Annotated in this window: 18 protein-coding genes; 12 read left to right on the forward strand and 6 right to left on the reverse strand. The window is 56.1% G+C overall.

Going from position 1 to position 18,926, the window contains the following annotated elements:
- Positions 1-36: 36 nt before the first annotated feature.
- Positions 37-246, reverse strand: coding sequence for a hypothetical protein (locus IQ241_RS01190; protein WP_193904589.1), 210 nt, complete (start codon positions 244-246; stop codon positions 37-39).
- Between IQ241_RS01190 and IQ241_RS01195 the strand changes: the two genes are divergently transcribed.
- From IQ241_RS01195 to IQ241_RS01230, 8 genes are all read left to right on the forward strand, one after another.
- Complete coding sequence (locus IQ241_RS01195; RefSeq protein ID WP_193904590.1) at positions 245-2,074, forward strand: fatty acyl-AMP ligase; 1,830 nt, start codon at positions 245-247, stop codon at positions 2,072-2,074. The two genes, IQ241_RS01190 and IQ241_RS01195, sit on opposite strands and share 2 nt — an antisense overlap.
- Before the next feature lie 13 nt (positions 2,075-2,087).
- Positions 2,088-3,893 carry an acyl-CoA dehydrogenase gene (locus IQ241_RS01200; RefSeq protein ID WP_193904591.1) on the forward strand — a complete coding sequence of 602 codons (1,806 nt, stop codon included), beginning with the start codon at positions 2,088-2,090 and terminating at the stop codon, positions 3,891-3,893.
- The gene (locus tag IQ241_RS01205) at positions 3,862-4,152 is read left to right on the forward strand and encodes an acyl carrier protein (protein WP_193904592.1); all 291 of its coding nucleotides are present in this window, start codon (positions 3,862-3,864) and stop codon (positions 4,150-4,152) included. The genes IQ241_RS01200 and IQ241_RS01205 overlap by 32 nt, the downstream gene beginning before the upstream one ends.
- 73 nt (positions 4,153-4,225) lie before the next feature.
- The gene (locus tag IQ241_RS01210) at positions 4,226-5,689 is read left to right on the forward strand and encodes an MBOAT family O-acyltransferase (protein ID WP_193904593.1); all 1,464 of its coding nucleotides are present in this window, start codon (positions 4,226-4,228) and stop codon (positions 5,687-5,689) included.
- A 3-nt stretch (positions 5,690-5,692) separates the two neighbouring features.
- Positions 5,693-6,628 carry a hypothetical protein gene (locus tag IQ241_RS01215; protein ID WP_193904594.1) on the forward strand — a complete coding sequence of 312 codons (936 nt, stop codon included), beginning with the start codon at positions 5,693-5,695 and terminating at the stop codon, positions 6,626-6,628.
- A gap of 8 nt (positions 6,629-6,636) precedes the next feature.
- On the forward strand, positions 6,637-8,487 hold the full coding sequence (locus tag IQ241_RS01220) for a DCC1-like thiol-disulfide oxidoreductase family protein (protein ID WP_193904595.1): 1,851 nt from the start codon (positions 6,637-6,639) through the stop codon (positions 8,485-8,487).
- Between the two features lie 153 nt (positions 8,488-8,640).
- Positions 8,641-10,017: a proton extrusion protein PcxA gene (locus IQ241_RS01225; RefSeq protein WP_193904596.1), complete on the forward strand. Its 1,377-nt coding sequence runs from the start codon at positions 8,641-8,643 to the stop codon at positions 10,015-10,017.
- Positions 10,018-10,346: 329 nt separating this feature from the next.
- Entirely contained in the window at positions 10,347-10,802 is a 456-nt protein-coding gene (locus IQ241_RS01230) for a Fur family transcriptional regulator (protein WP_193904597.1), read from the forward strand.
- Here IQ241_RS01230 and hpsU read toward each other — a convergent pair.
- The 3 genes from hpsU to IQ241_RS01245 all read right to left on the reverse strand — a co-directional run bounded on the left by hpsU (position 10,799) and on the right by IQ241_RS01245 (position 13,427).
- Positions 10,799-11,353: a hormogonium polysaccharide biosynthesis acetyltransferase HpsU gene (hpsU, locus tag IQ241_RS01235; RefSeq protein ID WP_390622410.1), complete on the reverse strand. Its 555-nt coding sequence runs from the start codon at positions 11,351-11,353 to the stop codon at positions 10,799-10,801. The two genes, IQ241_RS01230 and hpsU, sit on opposite strands and share 4 nt — an antisense overlap.
- Positions 11,354-11,459: 106 nt before the next feature.
- Positions 11,460-12,410 (reverse strand): glycosyltransferase family 2 protein, encoded by a 951-nt coding sequence (locus IQ241_RS01240; protein WP_193904599.1) that lies wholly within the window; start codon positions 12,408-12,410, stop codon positions 11,460-11,462.
- Positions 12,411-12,497: 87 nt separating this feature from the next.
- Positions 12,498-13,427 (reverse strand): glycosyltransferase family 2 protein, encoded by a 930-nt coding sequence (locus tag IQ241_RS01245; RefSeq protein WP_193904600.1) that lies wholly within the window; start codon positions 13,425-13,427, stop codon positions 12,498-12,500.
- Between the two features lie 233 nt (positions 13,428-13,660).
- Between IQ241_RS01245 and deoC the strand changes: the two genes are divergently transcribed.
- From deoC to IQ241_RS01265, 4 genes are all read left to right on the forward strand, one after another.
- Positions 13,661-14,353 (forward strand): deoxyribose-phosphate aldolase, encoded by a 693-nt coding sequence (deoC, locus tag IQ241_RS01250; RefSeq protein WP_193904601.1) that lies wholly within the window; start codon positions 13,661-13,663, stop codon positions 14,351-14,353.
- 7 nt (positions 14,354-14,360) lie between these two features.
- Positions 14,361-15,281 (forward strand): DNA repair protein RecO, encoded by a 921-nt coding sequence (recO, locus tag IQ241_RS01255; protein ID WP_193904602.1) that lies wholly within the window; start codon positions 14,361-14,363, stop codon positions 15,279-15,281.
- On the forward strand, positions 15,256-16,776 hold the full coding sequence (locus tag IQ241_RS01260) for an MFS transporter (protein ID WP_322743533.1): 1,521 nt from the start codon (positions 15,256-15,258) through the stop codon (positions 16,774-16,776). The genes recO and IQ241_RS01260 overlap by 26 nt, the downstream gene beginning before the upstream one ends.
- An 82-nt stretch (positions 16,777-16,858) precedes the next feature.
- Positions 16,859-18,010, forward strand: coding sequence for a glycosyltransferase family 4 protein (locus tag IQ241_RS01265; protein ID WP_193904604.1), 1,152 nt, complete (start codon positions 16,859-16,861; stop codon positions 18,008-18,010).
- A 38-nt stretch (positions 18,011-18,048) separates the two neighbouring features.
- On the opposite strand, the gene IQ241_RS01270 is transcribed toward IQ241_RS01265, so the two are convergent.
- Together IQ241_RS01270 and IQ241_RS01275 are read right to left on the reverse strand one after the other, a co-directional pair.
- Positions 18,049-18,339, reverse strand: a complete 291-nt coding sequence (locus tag IQ241_RS01270) for a DUF2973 domain-containing protein (RefSeq protein WP_193904605.1) — start codon at positions 18,337-18,339, stop codon at positions 18,049-18,051.
- A gap of 201 nt (positions 18,340-18,540) precedes the next feature.
- Positions 18,541-18,846, reverse strand: coding sequence for a TIGR02450 family Trp-rich protein (locus tag IQ241_RS01275; RefSeq protein WP_193904606.1), 306 nt, complete (start codon positions 18,844-18,846; stop codon positions 18,541-18,543).
- Positions 18,847-18,926: the final 80 nt, after the last annotated feature.

The following is an 18,926-nucleotide window of genomic DNA, read 5'->3' on the forward strand; positions in this document are numbered from 1 at the left end:
ATCTACGCCCAGATTCCGTAGGCTAGATTCCGCAAGCTAAACGGTTGAATTTATGCTCTGGCGCAGGAGTTTGTATTTTGTGTAAAGAGACTCAAGCAGGCATTCAGACTCAGGAAAGGCTGTGCCAACATACACATTGAAGCGCTCCAACCGAATTTTCTTCACAGTTTGAATCTTTTCGGCTTCCGGCTTCTCGCCATAGTGCAGTCTGAACATCGGTATTTGAGTAGGTTTTATATTCAGCATGACTCCATCCCCTAGCTCAGCTCCCCGCTTCTCAACGCTGATCGAACTGCTGCGCTATCGAGCTCAGACCCAGCCTGATGACCTGGCCTATCAGTTTTTAATCGATGGCAAGCGCGAGGGTACGGCCTACACCTATGGAAAACTGGATCAGCTGGCTCAGGCGATCGCGGCTCAGCTACAGCAGCAGCAGGTCAAGGGCGAACGTGCCCTGCTCCTCTATCCCCAGGGGGTAGAAGTGGTTGCAGCCTTCTGCGGCTGTCTCTACGCTGGGGTAATTGCAATTCCCGTACCGCCCCCCGACGCCGGGCGGCTGAAGCGGACGCTGCCCCGCCTACGGGAGATCGTCAAAGACGCGGAAGCGACCCTGGTGCTGAGCAATGCCCGGATTATCGAGCTGATTCAAGGCTCTGATCTAGACTTTCCTGAATTTGAAGCCATGCGCTGGATCGATACCGAAGCAGTCGAGCCAGACCTGGCCGCGCAGTGGGAAGATCCCGGCGTCGATAAAGACGTCCTGGCCTACCTACAGTACACCTCCGGCTCGACTTCTACGCCTAAGGGGGTCATGCTCAGCCACTACAATCTGCTGCACCATTCGGCCTACCTCCAACGGGCCTGCGGCTACAGCACCGAGAGCGCGACCGTCACCTGGATGCCCTACTTTCACGACTATGGGCTGGTTGAAGGGCTGATTCAGCCGCTCTATAACGGCGCGCCCTGCTACATCATGGCTCCCCTGGCCTTTGTCAAACGACCCCTGCGCTGGCTAGAGGCGATCGCCCGGTACAGTGCGACCCATTCCCAAGCGCCCAACTTTGCCTACGATCTCTGCATCCGCCGGATTAAGCCTGCCCAGCGCGAAGGTCTTGACCTCAGCTGCTGGCAGAGTGCAGGTAACGCCGCCGAGCCGATCAATCCTCGCATCATGCAGGAGTTCTATGACGCCTTCAAAGATGTCGGCTTTCGCTGGGAGACGTTTTCACCCGCCTACGGGCTAGCCGAAGCAACGCTGCTGGTTTCGGCTACGCCGGTCGGTCGGGCCCCGGTGATTTTGTCTCTGGACGCCAATGCGCTAGAGCAGGGGCAGGTGCGCGAAAGCCCCGCGGATGGGGAGAGCAACGTTCGGCAGACGGTGAGCTGTGGCCCCTTGGTCTGCGAAACTGAGGTTGTGATTGTCGATCCCGAGCGAGCAACGCGCTGTCAGCCCAATCAAATTGGTGAGATCTGGGTGGCCGATGCGGGCGTCGCCCACGGCTACTGGCAGCGGTCAGCGGCCACTCAGGAAACCTTTGGTGCCCATCTCAAGGCAGCGGGCCCCTACCTGAGAACGGGGGATCTGGGATTCATGAAAGGCAGTGAGCTCTATATCACCGGACGGATTAAAGATCTGATCATCATCCGCGGTACCAATCACTATCCCCAGGATATTGAATGGACGGTGCAGCAAATTGATCCAGCGCTGCGGCCCGACTACGGTGCTTCCTTCTCTATCATCGAAGAGGGCGAAGAACGGCTGATCGTCGTGCAGGAAGTGGAGCGGCAGCATCAGCAATCCCTAGCCGCCGAGGAGCTAATTGCCGAAATTCGACAGGCCATTTCTGAGGCCCACGAGCTTCAGGTCTACGCGATCGCGCTGGTCAAGTCCGGCAATGTGCTGAAGACCTCCAGCGGTAAAATTCAGCGGCGGGGCTGCCGGGAGCGCTTCCTCAGCGGCAATCTGGAAGTGCTGGCTGACTGGAGTGAGAATCCTCGGCTTACCGCCAAGGTGCGCCATCTCCAGAGCGAGGTCGAGACCCTGGCCAAGCAGTTAGAAGTTTCCCAGTCGTAACCGTATCGGTCCTATGAAAGAACTCAAGCAGTACCAGCTGGCAGAACGACTAGAGCAGGCTTTGGGGAATCCCAGCGATCCAAAAAGCCGGATGTCCTTTCATCAGACGGCTCAGCTAGACGAAGCCGAAAGCTTTCCCGAACAGGAGATTGATTGGCTTTACAACTGGCAGCTCCAGCATTACTACATTCCTGAGGACTGCGGTGGCAGGTTCAAATCCTTTGAGGAGTTTGTGGCCTTTGTCCGAGTGCTGTCTCGCCGCGACTTGAATATTGCGATCGCGTTCACCACTCTATTCTGGTCTAATCTGGCTTGGATGGCTGGCACTGAAGCGCAAAAGCAGACGCTAGCTGAAGCGATGAAGAAAGAGCATGTGGCCATGTGTCTGGCCTACTCTGAGCGCGATCACGGTAGCGACCTTGTCGGAGGCTCAGTCACTGCCCAAAAAGTTGAAGGAGGCTATCTGCTCAACGGCGAAAAGTGGCCCATCAACCGCGCTACTATTTCGCAGTTTGTCTTCGTCCTGGGTCGGACCGATCCCGCTGGCGGAAACCGCGGGCTGACCCTGTTCATGGTGGACAAACGGCAGCTAGATCCCAGCCAGTATTACAACCTCCCCAAGATCAAAACCCTTGGGATTCGCGCTGCTGATATGAGTGGAATCGGCTTTAATAACTGCTTTATTCCTGAATCAGTACGTCTGGGAGAGGAGGGGCAGGGGTTGGAATTTGCGCTAGAGGGCTTCCAGATTACCCGGTCGCTCTGTGCGGCCTTTGCTCAGGGCGCTACCGATACAGCCCTGCGGACAACGTTGAATTTTGCATTGAGTCGCCGGCTATACAACAAGACCGTTGTTGAGATGCCTCACGCCCGTCGCACCTTGGCTAATGCTTTTATTGATATCCTCACCTGTGACTGTGTCAACATCGGTGCGGCCCGCGGGTTTCACGTCGCACCTGAGCAGTTCAGCGTTTGGTCCGCCGTCGATAAATACTTCGTGCCAGATACCTTAGAGCGGGCTGTGAATGATGTTTCAGTCGTGCTAGGAGCTCGCTTCTACATGCGGGATGAGCACGACTGGGGCGTTTTCCAAAAAATGCTGCGGGACAATGCCATTATCAGCATGTTCGACGGCAGCTCCGTCGTTAACCTGCACGCGCTCATTCTCCAGCGGCGTCAGCTAGCAAAAAAGCGGGCTCGACGTCAGCCTAAACAAATAGCAGCGATTCAAGCTCGCTTAGCTCAGAGCTTTTCTCTGACTCAGCCATTGCCAACCTTCGTCCCCCAAAAGCTTGAGCTCTTCAGTCGGGGCGCTGACGACGTTTTACAGGGTCTGGAAACCATGCTGGAAGAGCTAGGTCAGCTTCAGGCTGGCGGCGTAGCACCGGACATCCTAAATCAGCTGCGCTCATTCGGCCAGATTATTCTCGAAGAGCTAGATGCCCAAGATGCGCTGATTGCTGAATCTGCATTTGAGCATGGCCACGACCAGTCATTTGAAAGTTTTGAGCTAGCTAAGCAGTACTGCCGCCTGCATGCGGCAACGGCCTGCTTGCTCATGTGGTTGCATAACCGCCAAGTTTTGGGAGATTTCTTTGCTCAGGGTGAGTGGCTGGTGCTGGCTTTACACCGCCTGCTAGCCCCCCTACGCGCATCTCTCAAGCCAATGCCGCCGGTGTACTATGAGCACGCTGCTCAAGAGCTCCTGCGGCTTCATGCCGAGGACAAACTGTTCTCAATTGTTCCCTTTCAGCTCGCTAAATCGTCTACACAGGAGACCCACAATCATGCAACAGCTCCAGAACTCCAGCTCCTCTAATCAGACTGAGTCCCCAGTTACTGCAATTCAGTCCTGGCTGGTCAGCCAGCTCTCAGACGTCCTTTCCATCGATTCCAGCACGATTGACGTCAAGCAGCCGCTGACCCGCTATGGACTGGACTCAATCGATGCGGTAACGCTAGTCGGCGACCTTGAAGACTGGCTCGATCTTGAGCTACCCTCGACCCTGCTATGGGACTATCCCACCATCGAGAAGGCATCGACTTACCTGGTGCAGGAGTTTGACGTCTCGGTTTAGCCCTCGCAGATGAACTGATTTACGGCACCGGGCTAGATATAGGCCGATTTGAAATAGGACAGGACGTCGATCCTTGAACTTTTCTGAGTTTTCCTTTTGGTGGGTATTGTTGCTGACCAGCGTGCCGTTTTTTACGGCCCGCTATGTCAGCAGGTCCTTGAATCTCTGGCGTTCCAGCTTCGACACGGTAGGTTTAGCCGCGCTCTCCCTGTTTCTCTTCTCAAACGCCAGCCGCACCAGCTTTGCGGTCTTCGGATTTGAGATCCTCTTCAACTACCTGATGGTGAAGTGGATGCTGAGCCGTCAAGGGTGGCAGGCTCGCGCGATTGCGACAGCGCTGATCGTATTTGATATTGGCGTGCTGGCCTACTTTAAATATCTGACGTTCTTTATCGAGGACATGGTGGGCTTAGCGACAGGTGGCGCTCCTGAAAACTGGCAGGCGAGTTTTCCTCTACCCATTTTCAGGCAGATTCCGCCGGGCGTGTCTTTCTATACCTTTCAGATGGTGGCCTTTGTGGTGGACTCGTTCAAAGCCCGCCGGAAAAAGCCGATCAGGTTTATCGACTATATCAACTTCGTTTCTTTCTTCCCTCAGATTGTCGCCGGGCCAATCGAACGTCGCTCCGCCTTGCTGCCCCAATTGGAAGCTTTTCAATTTAAATTCACGCTGGAGAATTTAGATTTGGGGCTGCGCTGGCTGTCACTGGGACTATTTATGAAGTTCGTTCTAGCCGACAATATTGCCCCCTATATTCAGCTAGAGGAAATGGGAAATCCTTGGCTGGTTTGGTTTTATGCCTTTCTCTTTACCCTGCGGATCTATTTCGACTTTGCGGGCTACAGCTTCATCGCGCTGGGAATTGCCCAGATCATTGGCGTCCGGCTAACGGTCAATTTTCTCGCACCCTACACCTCGCAGAGCATCAATGAGTTTTGGCGACGCTGGCACGTGTCGCTGAGTACCTGGTTTAGGGACTATGTGTTTCTGCCGCTGATGGGCAAACGCAAGCAGTGGGCCGCCTTCTTTTTATTCATCACCTTTACCCTGTCGGGTTTCTGGCACGGGGCGGCGTGGAATTTTATGATCTGGGGGGCCTATCACGGGGCGCTGCTGCTGCTGCTGCGCTACGCCGGACGTCCCTTTTCCCGGCTGATAGGACAATACGTCAAACGACCTCAGTTCATCTCCTGGGCGCTGACCTTTGGTGCCGTCATTCTAGGTTGTCTATTCTTTATGGAGACGGATACGGGGCGGCTAGTCGCTAAGCTCAGAACGCTGGTCACGCCCTGGGCCTATTCTCCAGCAAATCTACTAGGGGCCTTCAGCATCTTTAGCGTGAACGAGGGGGTTGCATTGGGACTGGTGCTGCTGCTGGCGATCGCGTTTTTACTCCTGGAACATGTTGCCGTCTGGCAGGAGCGCCCGTCAGAATACGAGCTGCTGACGTCTCCCTGGATGTCTAAACTGCTGCTGGGTCTGACGATTCTGCTGGCGGCGAACCTGCCCTCTGAATTTATCTATTTCGACTTTTAGCGTATGACCAAACGACCCAAGTTTCTAACCTGGTTAGCGGTCGCCAGCCTAGCCTGGGGCGCTGGCGTCGTCTACAACGTCTACCTGGGCGGAGAGACCTACTGGCTGAAGGCGATGTATCAGCGCAAGATTGCCCTGGCTCAGCAGATCGACCAGCCCAAGCTAATCGTCACCGGCGGTTCGGGAGCTCACTACACGATTAATTCCGACCTGCTCTCCCGCGAGCTGGGGCAGCCGGTGATCAACCTGGGAATCGATGGTCCGGTGGGGCTGGATGTGATTTTGCCTAGCGTTTTGGACCAGGTGCAACCGGGAGATACGGTACTGCTGATTCCAGAATATCTGCTGCTGCTGGATGAGGATGGGCTAGGCGATCGCTCTGGTCCTTTTAGCCTCGCAATTGGTCGGCCTGGGCTGGGGCAGATTCCGGCGGAGCAGCTGGCCCTGGATACGCTTCAGCTGGGGATACCTTCGCTGCGGGGCATCGTCAAATCTTCGATGGACCTGATTGAAACCGGAAAGCTCACCGGCTATTATGACGATCCGCTGACCCAGAGTGGCGATCCGACCCTAGATAAGCCCCGGCTGGGCGAGTGGTGGCCACAGCAGATTCGAGAGCCGGTCTCGGCCCACTCGGTGCGGCGAATTCAGCAGTTTCGCGATCAGGTGGAGGCGCGCGGGGGCCAGCTGGTGCTGTCGCTACCCTGGGTCTATGCCGAGCCCAATCCAGAAACGGTCGAAAATGTTCGAAAAACAGTCGATGCCCTGAGCCCGATCGCGCCGCTGCTATACGATCCTGAAACGCTCAATATTCAGGCTAGCCCCGATCTGTTTGCCGATACCCACTACCATCTCCAGGCTGAAGGGCGACGGCTGCGATCGCAGCAGCTGGCCCTTCAGCTCGAAACCCTTCCCAATCTGCCTCAGCCAACCCCATAGGACCCGCCATGGTAACTGACCGAGCCACTACGACCCGCTGGGTAAAGCCCCTGTCGAAACGCTATGGGCTCGATCTGCGATCGCTGGCCCTGCTGCGGATGGGACTTGCGCTGGTCATCCTAGCCGATCTGGGAATTCGGTTTGGCGACGTCACCGCCCTCTACAGCGATGCGGGCGTTCTGCCCCGGCAGCTTTTACTAGAAGAGGTTTTACAGCCCTGGTACTGGTCTCTCCATCTGCTCAGCGGTCAGCCGCTGGTGCAGGGGCTGATGTTTGCGGCGGCGGCTTTCTTTGCCCTAGCCATGCTAGTCGGCTATCAGACGCGGCTGGCGACGATTGCCTCCTGGGCGCTGCTGGTGTCGCTGCACAACCGCAATCCGCTGCTGATTTTTGCCGCCGATGACGTGCTGCGGGCAGTGATGTTTTGGGCCATGTTTCTGCCCTTGGGGGCGGCCTACTCAATTGACCGGGCGATGAATACGTCGTCTCAGCCGCTGCCCAGGCGCATCTTCACGGCGGCGACGGTGGCGCTGATGGTGCAGCAGTGCTTCATCTATTGGTTCTCAGCCCTGTTTAAAACGACCAGTCCAGACTGGTGGCCAAGCGGCTCTGCCGTTTACTATTCCCTGAGCTATGACCAGTACGCAACGCCGCTGGGACATCTGCTGTTGGGGCTAGGGCCGCTGCTGACGGTGTTAACGCTGGTGACGCTGGTGGTTGAATGGGTTGGGCCGCTGCTGCTGTGGGTGCCGATCCGGACGGACTTCTTTCGGATGCTGGCGGTGATCCTATTTATTGCGCTGCACGCGGGCTTTGGCCTGACGCTGAATATTGGCATTTTTCCATTTTTGAGTATTGTCACCTGGCTAGCATTTATCCCGACTTCAGTCTGGGAAGGCTGGGCTCGAAAGGCTTATGGCCCCGCGCAGCAGGGGCTAACGATTTACTACGATGCCGACTGCGGCTTTTGTAAAAAAGTCGTGCATCTGATTCGCACCTTTCTGCTGCTGCCCCAGACGCCGCTCCAGACGGCTCAGAGCGATCCGGTGATCAACGCCGCCATGGAAACTCAGAATTCTTGGGTGGTGGTTGACTGGCAGCAGCGTCACCACTACAAGTTTGAGGGCATTGCCTATGTCGTTAGCCTGTCACCGGTGTTTTGCTTTTTGGCCCCGCTGCTGCGCTGGCGTCCGGTGATGGCGGTCGGTACGCGGTTCTATCAAATGATTGCTAACAATCGGCGGGCTGCCGGACGACTGACTCGTCCGTTTAGCTATCGGTCGTTTCAGGTGGGCTCTTCCTGGCTGCTCAACGGCGCTGTCATCGCGCTGCTGGGGCTGACCTTTTTATGGAATTTGCGCAGCATCGTTACCCACCGTGCCTTCGTTGATAGCCAAAACCCGGCGGCTAAGGTCGTTCGCAAGGTCACTAATAGCCGCACGCTGCAGCGGGTAGACTGGCTCAGCCGCCTGACCCGGCTGGATCAGTCCTGGAGTATTTTTGCCCCCGGTGCGCCCAAAGACGACGGCTGGCATGTGGCAGTGGGGCAGCTCGCGGACGGCCGCGAGGTTGACCTGCTGCGCGAAGGCCGCGAGGTCGGCTTTGAGAAACCTAGCCTGCGCGATCGCGGACGCCTCTATCGCAATATGCAATGGCGAACCCTCTTTATTAACCTCAATCGCAATGCGGGTCAGCGAATTCTGCCGGGCTATGGCCGCTATCTCTGCCGCCAGCAGCCTGAGCTGCCGCTAAAGTCGGTCACGCTTTACTTCATGGATGAGCAAACGGTACCGCCGGGGCAGGAGCAGACCGTCAGGCAAACTGAAATTTGGCAGCAGTCTTGCTCCGACGAGCCGTAGTCTAACTTGGGACAGGATTGGGATAATTAGCGCTAATCGGTCTAAATCAGCCTTGATAAGATAGGATTCGCCATCCAGAATAGATCAACATCATTTTTCCGACTCGCTTCATTGCTGTTTGGAGCGGGCTCCCTTTCAAAGGCTGACCCAGCAATGTCTAACTCAATCCGGCTCGGTGGGCTATTTCGCACGGCTCGGCAATGGTTTACCAAAACGCCGGAGCGAGCTCTCGATCAGGCCTATGAAGCAGCGCTAAAAATTCAGCAGATCGAGGTCGATTACTTTGACGGCAACCCGATCTCGGCAGACTATGGCGACTACGGACAGAGCGCCCAGGCTTACTTTGAGACCGAGCTGAAGAAATATCTCAATCTGATTCGGATGCGGATGGGCGAATTCCGCTCCAGCTCTTCCATCTTCCGCGTTGACAATGAGCGGGTCATGGAGGTGCAGCTTTCAGAGCATGTCGATGATGACTACGCCTTAGACCTCATCGACCGGCCAGCAGCGTTCTTTAGAAAGCTGCGAGTGATTGACGACGTCCTGGCGCGCTATGCCGATGCTCCCGGTTCTGCCAAGGCTGACTCTACCCTAGCGACTACGTCCAATCCTGTGCCCAACCCCACGTCCAACCGGGCTCTGAAGCGTTCCGAGATCGTCAAAGACAGCAGCCTGCGGGAAGTAGCAAGGACCCCGCAGGCTGACGCCGCCGCGCCGAGTAACGAAGGCCTATCTGCCCAGAGCAGCGTTTTGCCCCGGTCAATCCTGCGGACCGTCGATCGAATTCGGCAGGACCTCGACCCCGAGGCCGAAGACCAGGTTGTCCGTAACTTTCGCAGCTCCAAGACCAAGACAACGATGGCGCTGCGGTTTATTCTATTTCTGATCATCGTGCCGCTGATTACCCAGCAGGTGAGTAAAAACTTCATCGTTGGCCCGGTCGTCAACTATGTGCGAGACAGCACCAATGCCGAAGTTTTCCTAAATATGGAGATGGAGGAAGAAGCCCTGCACGAACTTCAGCAGTTTGAGGAGCGGCTGCGTTTCGAAGTCCTGATCGGCAAGGCACCGCCGCTGAATGAGCTGAGAATTGAGGAACAGGTGCGAGAAAAGGCATTCGAAATTGAGGAAGCCTACCGCCAGCGCAGCAGCGATGCGGTTAAAAATGTTTTCTCCGATATGATTGCGGCCCTGGCCTTTGGCTTGCTGCTGTCTGCCTGTGGGCGTCAGGTTGCCGCGCTCAAAGGCTTTATGGATGAGATTGTCTACGGGCTCAGCGATAGCGCCAAGGCGTTTATCATCATTTTATTCACTGACATGTTCGTCGGGTTTCACTCCCCCCACGGCTGGGAAGTTTTGCTAGAAGGGCTTTCCAGACATTTGGGGTTTTCGGCTAATCACAACTTCATCTTTTTGTTCATCGCCACGTTCCCGGTCATTCTCGATACGGTGTTTAAATATTGGATTTTCCGCTACCTCAACCGGATCTCGCCTTCCGCCGTCGCCACCTACAAAAATATGAACGAATAAGGGCCACAGTTGCAGGGGATTCTCAATACCTATACTTAACCCCTATGCTTAATAACTCTACTTATTTACCCTTGACCTTTTGAACAATTGACCTTCTGACCCTGCCGCGCTGTCCAATTCGTCGAATTTATGAAGCCAAGGCCGATTAAACCAAGCGCAAGCCCGGTTTTCCCCTAAAAAAATTTGCATCGCCCAGCATTCTGGGGACAAAATCGCCGAGTAAGCAAATTTTATAGCCAACTATTCTCAATAAGCCTTTCCTCTTGAAAATTGCAAGCTAAGTGCGCTAAGATTATTCGCATTAAGACAGCTTTATTGAGATAAGAATCATGGCGGCCTATACTCCATCCGCACTGAAGGCAGAGCTGCACGAGCGGGGCTGGCGCATGACGCCCCAGCGCGAGACAATCTTGACGACCTTTCAAAACTTAGAGAAAGGGGAGCATCTCAGCGCTGAAGACCTCCGTGATTTACTCGCTCAGGAAGATGACCGGGTCAGCCTTTCCACCATCTATCGAAACCTGAAGATGATGGCGCGGATGGGCATTCTGCGGGAGCTGGAGCTGGCAGAGGGCCACAAGCGCTACGAGCTAAACCAGCCTGCGCCCCACCATCATCACCATCTGATCTGCGTGCGCTGCAATAAAACGGTGGAGTTTAAGAACGATTCCGTCCTAAAAGCGGGCGCTAAGATGGCCGACAAGTCGGGATACCACCTGCTCGACTGCCAGCTTTTGATCCACGCGGTCTGTCCCACCTGCCAGCGATCGCTGCTGCCCAGCTAACGTCTGTCAGGCTCAGCCGGGCGCGGCCTGATGGGCCGACAGGGGCTGCCAAAGCAGACTTGCTGCGCTGGCATATCGCCAAACACACTGCTGCGAGCCCCAATCACCGCATTTGCACCAATCCGAACACCGGCGGCGATGAAGCAGTCAATCGCAACCCAAGCGCCGTTTTCAATCACGATGGGGGCCGTAATCAGACCAAATCGGCGATCGAGGATATCATGGCTGCCCGTACAGAGGTAGCTTTTCTGCGAGATCACGCAGTGCTGACCCACTCGAATCGGGGCCAGGCTGTAGAACACCACGTCATCGCCGACCCAGCTGTAGTCGCCAATTTCAACGTTCCAGGGGTAAGTAAACCGCGCCGTTGGGCGAATCATTACCTGCCGCCCAATCTTAGCCCCAAATAGCCGCAGTAGCGCCCGCCGAGGCGCGTGGGAAGCGTGTAGGGTGAGCGGAAAGACAACCGCCTGCACCAGCCACCAGAGCAGCATAATTGCCTTAGAGCGACCGGCCACATAGCCCGGCTGATGATACTGACGGAGGTCCATCAGCGGCTCGGTTCCTAGGTCTGGACTCAGCTCCAGTCCAGCATCAGAATCGAGGACCGGGCCAGCTACGACCGCAGTCTCTGGCTCAGACTCCGACGGGGGTAAACTATCCTTTGACATCGGCTGAACCGGCCAGCTGCGAGGCCAGTGGAGCCTGGATAGACTCTGGCTGACTGATGTTGAGGCGACCGCCGTGTTTGAGCTCGTAGAGCTTAACGCCGATCTGGTACTCGTACTGGCTCAGCAGCCGACCATAGATATAGCCAGCCTGGCCGTCTAAGAAGCCGAGCCGAATGAAATAGAAAAGAATGAACCGCAGCGTTGGTTTAAAGGGCAGCCGTACCCAGATTTTTTTCAAGAAGCGCTTGCGCTGCACCGAGTCGCCAAACAGGTTGGCCCCGATTGTGCCGTCGTCGCCCATACCGGTGAGGAGATTATAGTAGACCCGCGCCTCCCAGTTGGAATAGCGATTGTGACGCTCCAGCCAGTGAAACAGGTCGCGAAAGTCCTCGTGCAGCATGTCGTGCTTGAGATAGCCAACGCCCCCTTCGACAACGACATGCTCATGTACCTCATTGTCCCCGGTATTGCGAATTTCTTCGGTGTTGAGGTTTTCGTAACGGCCTTTGGCATGGCGAAACAGGCGCAGATTCCAGTCGGGGTATTTGCCCCCGTGGCGAATCCACTGACCGAGGAAAAAGACCCGTCGATTCAGATAGTAGCCGTCCTGGTCACCGCGCTCAATCACCTCAGCAATTTCGTCCCAGAGTTCAGGCGTGATCCGCTCGTCGCAGTCAACAATCAGCACCCAGTCGTTGCGAAAGGGCAGGTTATCGAGCGACCAGTTTTTCTTCTTAGGCCAGCGCCCGTTGAAATCAAACTGAACGACTTGAGCCCCCCGGCTTTCGGCAATCTCAACGGAGCGATCGCTGCTTTGAGAATCGACGACGAAGATTTCATCAGCCCGCTCTAGACTGGTGAGGCATGCGGGCAAATTTTCTTCTTCGTTCTTAGCTGGAATCAGCACGGAGACGGGAACGGTCGTAGAAGCAGTCATGGCTAAGGTCAGATTAAGGTGCAGTGGATAGAGTGGATCGGATGGATTAGATGAATTGGGCTGTACAAGGCTGAAACTCAACAACCACTAGGCCGGTTTGCTCGGTCGGACTAGATTGCCCAGGGCGCGGCCGAGGTAGCCAATCTGGCCGTAGGCGTAGACCAGATTCTCAAATCGCAGGGCCGGGTCACGAATGTACTTGACGGATTTATACAGCCCCCGCACCAGCCGTTCTCCGCCGCGACGGAACTGGCCGACGCCGGCGCGACCGCTAATCTGCTCGCCGTAATGCTCGCTGATGCCCTGCCACCAGCTGCGGCTGAGAAACCAGGTCGGCTTCAGGCGAGCTGGAGAAACGTTATGGGCAGCCAGGGCAGTAGGTTCGTAGACGACCTGCCAGCCTCGACCTAGGGCGAGCTGAGTCATGTAGAGCTCTTCGTTGGATAGCAAATTTTTGCCGACCCGGCCCAGGCTAGCGTCGAATCCGCCGACCTCGTCTAGAAACTGTTTGCGAATGGAATAGTTTAGCCCCCGGGGAGTCAGCTGAGGACGTTCAATATAGATTCGCTCTGGCCCCAGGTCATAGGCGCCTAAGCCGCTAGCCAATTCGGCCGACAGCCAGCGCGGCGGCTGGATTGCCGGGGGCCAGATCAGGGTGACCTTGCCACCCGCGATCGCAACTCGGTCATTGTCCTGATAGACCTCGTAGAGGGCCTGGAGCCAGCCCGGGCTAGCTTCGGCATCGTCATCTAAATAGGCTAAGATTTCGCCTTTAGCTTCGCGGGCTCCGGTGTTGCGAGCAACCGAGAGGCCCAGGGTGGGCTCGTAGAGATAGCGGACTTTTGGATGATGCGCTCTGGCTTTTGCCACCTCGGCCGTCTGATCGGTAGAGGCATTGTCTACAATGAGAACTTCATAGGCGTCGAAGGTCTGGGCCAGCAGGCTGTCGATGGCAGCTCCCAGATATTGCTCCCGATTGTGGGTGCAGATGATGGCTGAAATGAGCGGCTCGGCCATAGGGTTGGGTACCAGGAGGTCGCGTTTTTAAGATGCCCGCCTGACAGCGCGAAATTACGTTAGTGCACTAACGCGCGCTTTAGCCTCAGACGAACAGTTCAGGAAAAATGGGGAAGCAGCGCTGACTATCTTATCTCCGTACTCTATGTAACCCTACCCGTCCTGACAAGAACATCAAGTTTGGATAATCTCCCATAAAAACGTCATAAAAATATTTCTTTACGCATTATCCTATGGCCTCGACTGCTGACTCAATTGATTTAGCTCCCTTTATCGACCACGCGCTGCTGCTGCCGACGGCGACACCAGAGCAGGTGGCGCAGTGGTGTGGCGAGGCAGAGCGCTACGGCTTTGCCTCGGTCTGTGTCTATCCAGTCCATGTTCGCCAGGCCGCCGAATGCCTACAGGGTAAGTCGCCCCGAGTCTGTGCAGTAGTCGGCTTCCCTACTGGGGCAACGACCTCGGCGGTCAAGCGCTATGAAGCACAGGAGGCGGCTGACGGCGGCGCTACCGAACTCGACGTCGTGATCAATCTGGGCTGGCTCAAGACCGGTGAGACCTCACGCCTGCACCGAGAAATTGCAGAAATCTGCGAGGCCACCGGTCAGCCGGTGAAGGCGATTTTAGAAATGGCCTTGCTCACCCAGGCCGAGAAGCAGCTTGCAGCAGAGGTCTGCATCGATGCGGGCGTCACCTTTCTAAAAACGAGTACCGGCTGGAATGGAGGCGCTACCGTGGCCGATGTACAGCTGCTGCGAACGGCGGCCCGGGGCCAGGTTGGAATTAAAGCCTCGGGCGGCATTCGCACGCCGGAGCAGGCGATCGCTCTGATCGAGGCCGGGGCGATTCGCCTGGGCACCTCTCGCGGCCCCGAACTGCTGCGGCTGCAGGCCAGTCGGCCAGAAAACCCATCGCTATCCGTATGAGGCCGGTATGAGTCGCAGCTATAAAGCTACCGGCATTAACCTCAAGGCGATGCCGATGGGGGAAGCTGACCGTCTGGTGACGGTGCTGACAGCTGAACATGGGCTGGTGCGCGCGATCGCGCCCGGTGCTCGCAAGCACAGCTCCCGGCTAGCGGGGCGCAGCGGCCTGTTTGTGGTGAACGAGCTGCTGTTTGCCCAGGGTAAGTCTCTCGATAAGCTAGTCCAGGCCGAAACTATTCGCTCCTTTCCAGGACTCAGCCAGGATTTGGGCAAGCTCACCGCTAGCCAGTATCTAGCCGAAATTGTCCTGTCTCAGGCCCTGAGCGAGCAGCCCCAGCCCGACCTATTTCACCTGCTGCTGGAACACCTGACCCGACTGGAGACCGCCGCACCTGATACCGTATTGGCCCATCTGGCCCATGCCACCTTTCACCTGCTAGCGCTAGCCGGTGTTGCGCCAGAGCTATTTGTCTGCTGCCTGTCGCGATCGCCCCTACAGCTGGGCGGAGGCCATCCAGATGGGCAGGTCGGCTTTAGTATCGCGGCAGGCGGCACCGTAAATCTGTCGGAATTAGGAAGAAGCAGCCCCACGACTGCGGTAAAATTACAAAAAGCGAAGGGCCGAACTGCCGAGACTGCGCGCGATTGGAACCCTCATGCTGTAGCTCCAGAGCGGCCTGGGTCGGCAACGGCTCGGTGGGATCTCACCCTACCGCTCCAAGCTGCTGAGCTAAATCAATTGCAGCAGCTGAGCCAGCCTCAGCTTGAGCTGAGCCAGCCCAGCTCAGAGGCAGAAGTGGCCGACTCGCATATATGGCGTCGAATCGAGCGAATTTTGCGCCAGTATGCTCAGTATCATCTAGACCGTCCCATTCGCTCAGCCGCACTAATTGAGACCTGTTTTGCCCAGACCTATCCACGAGATTGAATCTGACCCGTCTGTACTCAGCGGCGAGAGCCGGGAGGATAGCGTCGCGCAAGAACCGTCCCCAGCGACTAACGGGGTCAATGCCGCTGAGGCTCAACCCGATGCCAGCGGTCCGGATGCTAACGCTTCAGATACGCACCGAGAAGCCGCGATCGCGAAGTCCTTTCGAGGGCTGGGGCCGATCTTTCGCAACCGTAACTTTCTGACCCTATGGAGCGGCCAGGTTTTTTCCCAGATCGCTGACAAAGTCTATCTGGTGCTCATGATCGCGATTATTTCCAGTCAGTTCGAGGCGCCAGGGCAGACCATCAGCGGCTGGGTTTCTGGGATTATGATTGCCTTCACGATTCCTGCGGTGCTCTTCGGCTCGCTGGCAGGGGTCTATATCGACCGTTGGCCAAAAAAGCCGGTGCTGGTGCTGACGAACCTGATTCGCGGCGGGCTGGTAGCTGGTCTGCCAGGGCTGCTGTGGCTGACGCAGGACAGCTTCACCCTGGCCGGTCTGCCGATTGGCTTTTGGATATTGCTGATTGTCACGTTTTTTATCTCTACCCTGACCCAGTTTTTTGCCCCAGCTGAGCAGGCAGCGCTGCCGCTGATTGTCAGTCAGCGAAATCTGCTTCCGGCAAATTCGCTCTATACCACCACCATGATGGCCTCGGTGATTGTAGGCTTTGCGGTGGGTGAACCTTTGCTCGCGATCGCGGACCGGCTGCTCGTCCCCCTCGACGGTGGTTCAGGCGTGGGCAAATGCGTCTTGGTCGGGGTCAGCTATGGAGTCGCTGGGCTGCTGCTGCTGCTGCTCAGAACGGATGAAACCTTGAGCGATGTACAGGAGCAAGCCCATGTCTGGCAGGACATCCGCGAAGGGTTGGCCTATTTGGGTCGTCAGGCCCAGGTGCGCAGCGCGGTGATTCAGCTGGTGGTGCTCTTTTCCGTATTCGCGGCCCTGGCGGTGCTAGCCGTACGCCTGGCTGAGGTCATGCCCCACCTCAAGTCGTCTCAGTTCGGCTTCTTGCTCGCCGCCGCTGGCGTAGGGATGGCCATCGGAGCAGTGTCGATTGGCCAGTTTGGCCAGCGCTTTTCTCGCTCTGTGCTGGGGTTAGGCGGTTCGTTGGGAATGGCGATCTCGCTGCTCGGGCTGTCGTTTTTTACCCAGCAGCTCTGGCCCAGCCTACTCTTAATTGGCGTTTTAGGGCTCTGCGCGGCGATCGTCGGCATTCCTATGCAGACGACGATTCAAGAAAAGACACCCGAGGAGATGCGTGGCAAGGTCTTTGGCCTGCAAAACAACGTGGTCAATATTGCCCTGAGCCTGCCGCTAGCCGTGGCCGGACTAGCCGAAGCGTTTTTAGGGCTACGGGTGGTCTTTGGGCTGCTGGCCGGGCTAGTAACCGCTGGCGGCCTACTGACCTGGTCGGTGGCAAATGCTACCGCTACTCCAGATGAAACTGCGGCGAAAACCGCCGGAACTGAGTCCGCTGGGGGTCAATAAATGCTGTTAAAGTCTTATAGTGCTCTAAAATCGCCGATTTATGAGCGCTATATCTTTAACTCGTTTGGTTATTGGCCTCTAAATGCATATTGCGTGGCTTGGTAAAAAATCGCCCTTTTGCGGCAACGTGACCTATGGTCGAGAGATTACCAATGCTCTACTAGACCGGGGTTACCGGGTCACCTTTTTACACTTTGCTCAGGCTGAAGATACCCCTGAAGATCACACGGCCTACGAAGAAGTTTCGCTACCCTTCATTTTCAAGTCTCAAATCTTAACCATTCCATCCTGGCGCTCGGGTCGGCTGCTGTTCGAGACTCTGCGCAAGCTCAAGCCCGACGTCGTCCATGCCTCGCTGATCCTATCGCCGCTCGATTTCAAGCTGCCCGAAATCTGTCAAGAGCTGGGGATTCCCCTCGTTGCCACCTTTCATCCCGCCTTCGATCGAAAGCGACGCAATCTGACTTCGAGCACCCAGCATCTCACCTATCAGCTCTATGCCTCCTGCCTGGCTCACTACGACCGCGTTATCGTCTTTTCGCAGCTTCAGCAGGATTTGCTGGTCAAACTCGGCGTTCCCAGCAGCCAGGTTGCCGTGATTCCCAACGGCGTTGACGCCGCCAAATATTCGCCCGGGCCTTCGCGTATTAAGGCCGAGCTCAAGGCCAGGCAGCTTTACCTCTATCAGGGACGGTTGGCCATTGAGAAGAATGTGGAGTCGCTGCTGAAAGGCTGGCGGCTAGCTAAAATGGGGTCTGAAGATAAGCTGGTCATTGTCGGTAGCGGTCCAATTCAGGCATCTCTACGGGCCTTTTATCCCGATAGCAATATTATCTGGCTGGGCTTTGTCGCGAATGAAGCCCGTCGCATCGAAATCTTGCGCGGCGCCGATGGTTTTATTCTGCCGTCGCTGGTCGAAGGACTATCGCTGTCACTCCTCGAAGCGATGGCCTGCGGCGTCGCCTGCGCTGCGACAGATGCCGGGGCCGATGGCGAAGTATTGGGTCAGGGGGCCGGCATCATCTTAGATACGCAGCATGTTTCTACTCGGCTTCAGACTATTCTGACCCTGTTTAGAGACCAGCCCGAACTCAGACTGCTGCTAGGCCAAAAAGCACGTGAGCGGGTGTTGGCTCGCTATACCCTCAGTAAAAACATCACGCAGCTAGAAAAACTCTATGACCAGGTGGTAACGCTAGTTGGCTCGCACTACTATATCGGCCGAGGAGCATAGGCTAAAGACCGAGCATTGCCAAAATTCTGGCGCAATTCCTAGTCTTCGTGCTCGTCTGTGCCAGAGGCGTCATACATCGCATCAAGCTGGTCGCGGGCATCTTTAATCGAGACAGAGCGCATCACCAGCAGCGGCTCGTCAATCACTCGACCAGCGTCGTCGAGCAGCTCAGGGTGGGGCACAGGCCGACTACTGTCGGATCGTCTGCTGCCAGACGTCCCGCTGGGTCGCCGAGCTTCGATACCCAGATTCACGAGATTGCGGATCAGGTTGGAGACGGCCAGAACCGCCAGAACCGTAAACGCGAGGATATAGAGCAGGTGTAGCATAGTCGCTGTGGGATAAAATAATCGGCCTTACGTTGGGACCCAGCCTTAAGTCAAAGCAGATAGCAATTGGTCTAGCAGACTTGCTGAGCTAGGTTTGCTGAGCTAACTGATAGCCAAAGCTCGAGAGCATCTAGACTGCTAAACAGTCGTTATCAGCTCCATTATTGCCTGAGCCACTATTTTGATTGTAATATGATCTCTCTATTTAGACCGTAACGTCGGCGTATTTGTTCGATGCACCTCATTCGGGCATGACTCGGGTATGACTTCTGAGGTCTCAAGATTCGCCAGCCTTTGCCAGCCCGCCTGCCAGAGCTGCCTGTTCTTGAGGATACTTGCATTGAGCCAGAAGCGGACCTGAGGATCGCAGGCCGCAACGAGTTCTGCAAAGACCCATTTTCCCTGATTTTTTCGATTGACAACCTGAAAGTGGCGCCAGCCCAGCGTCGTTTGCTGGGCAGTCCATTTAGACCCGACCAGGTGGGGAAACTTTTGCTTTTTGGCCATTTAAGATTGCGCAAGCGGCGATATAGCTATGCTAATATTAGAGACTGTAGTTTACCTAATTTATGAAATTAGGACATTTT

This window comes from Vasconcelosia minhoensis LEGE 07310 (assembly GCF_015207255.1).
GTDB lineage: Bacteria > Cyanobacteriota > Cyanobacteriia > Phormidesmidales > Phormidesmidaceae > Vasconcelosia > Vasconcelosia minhoensis.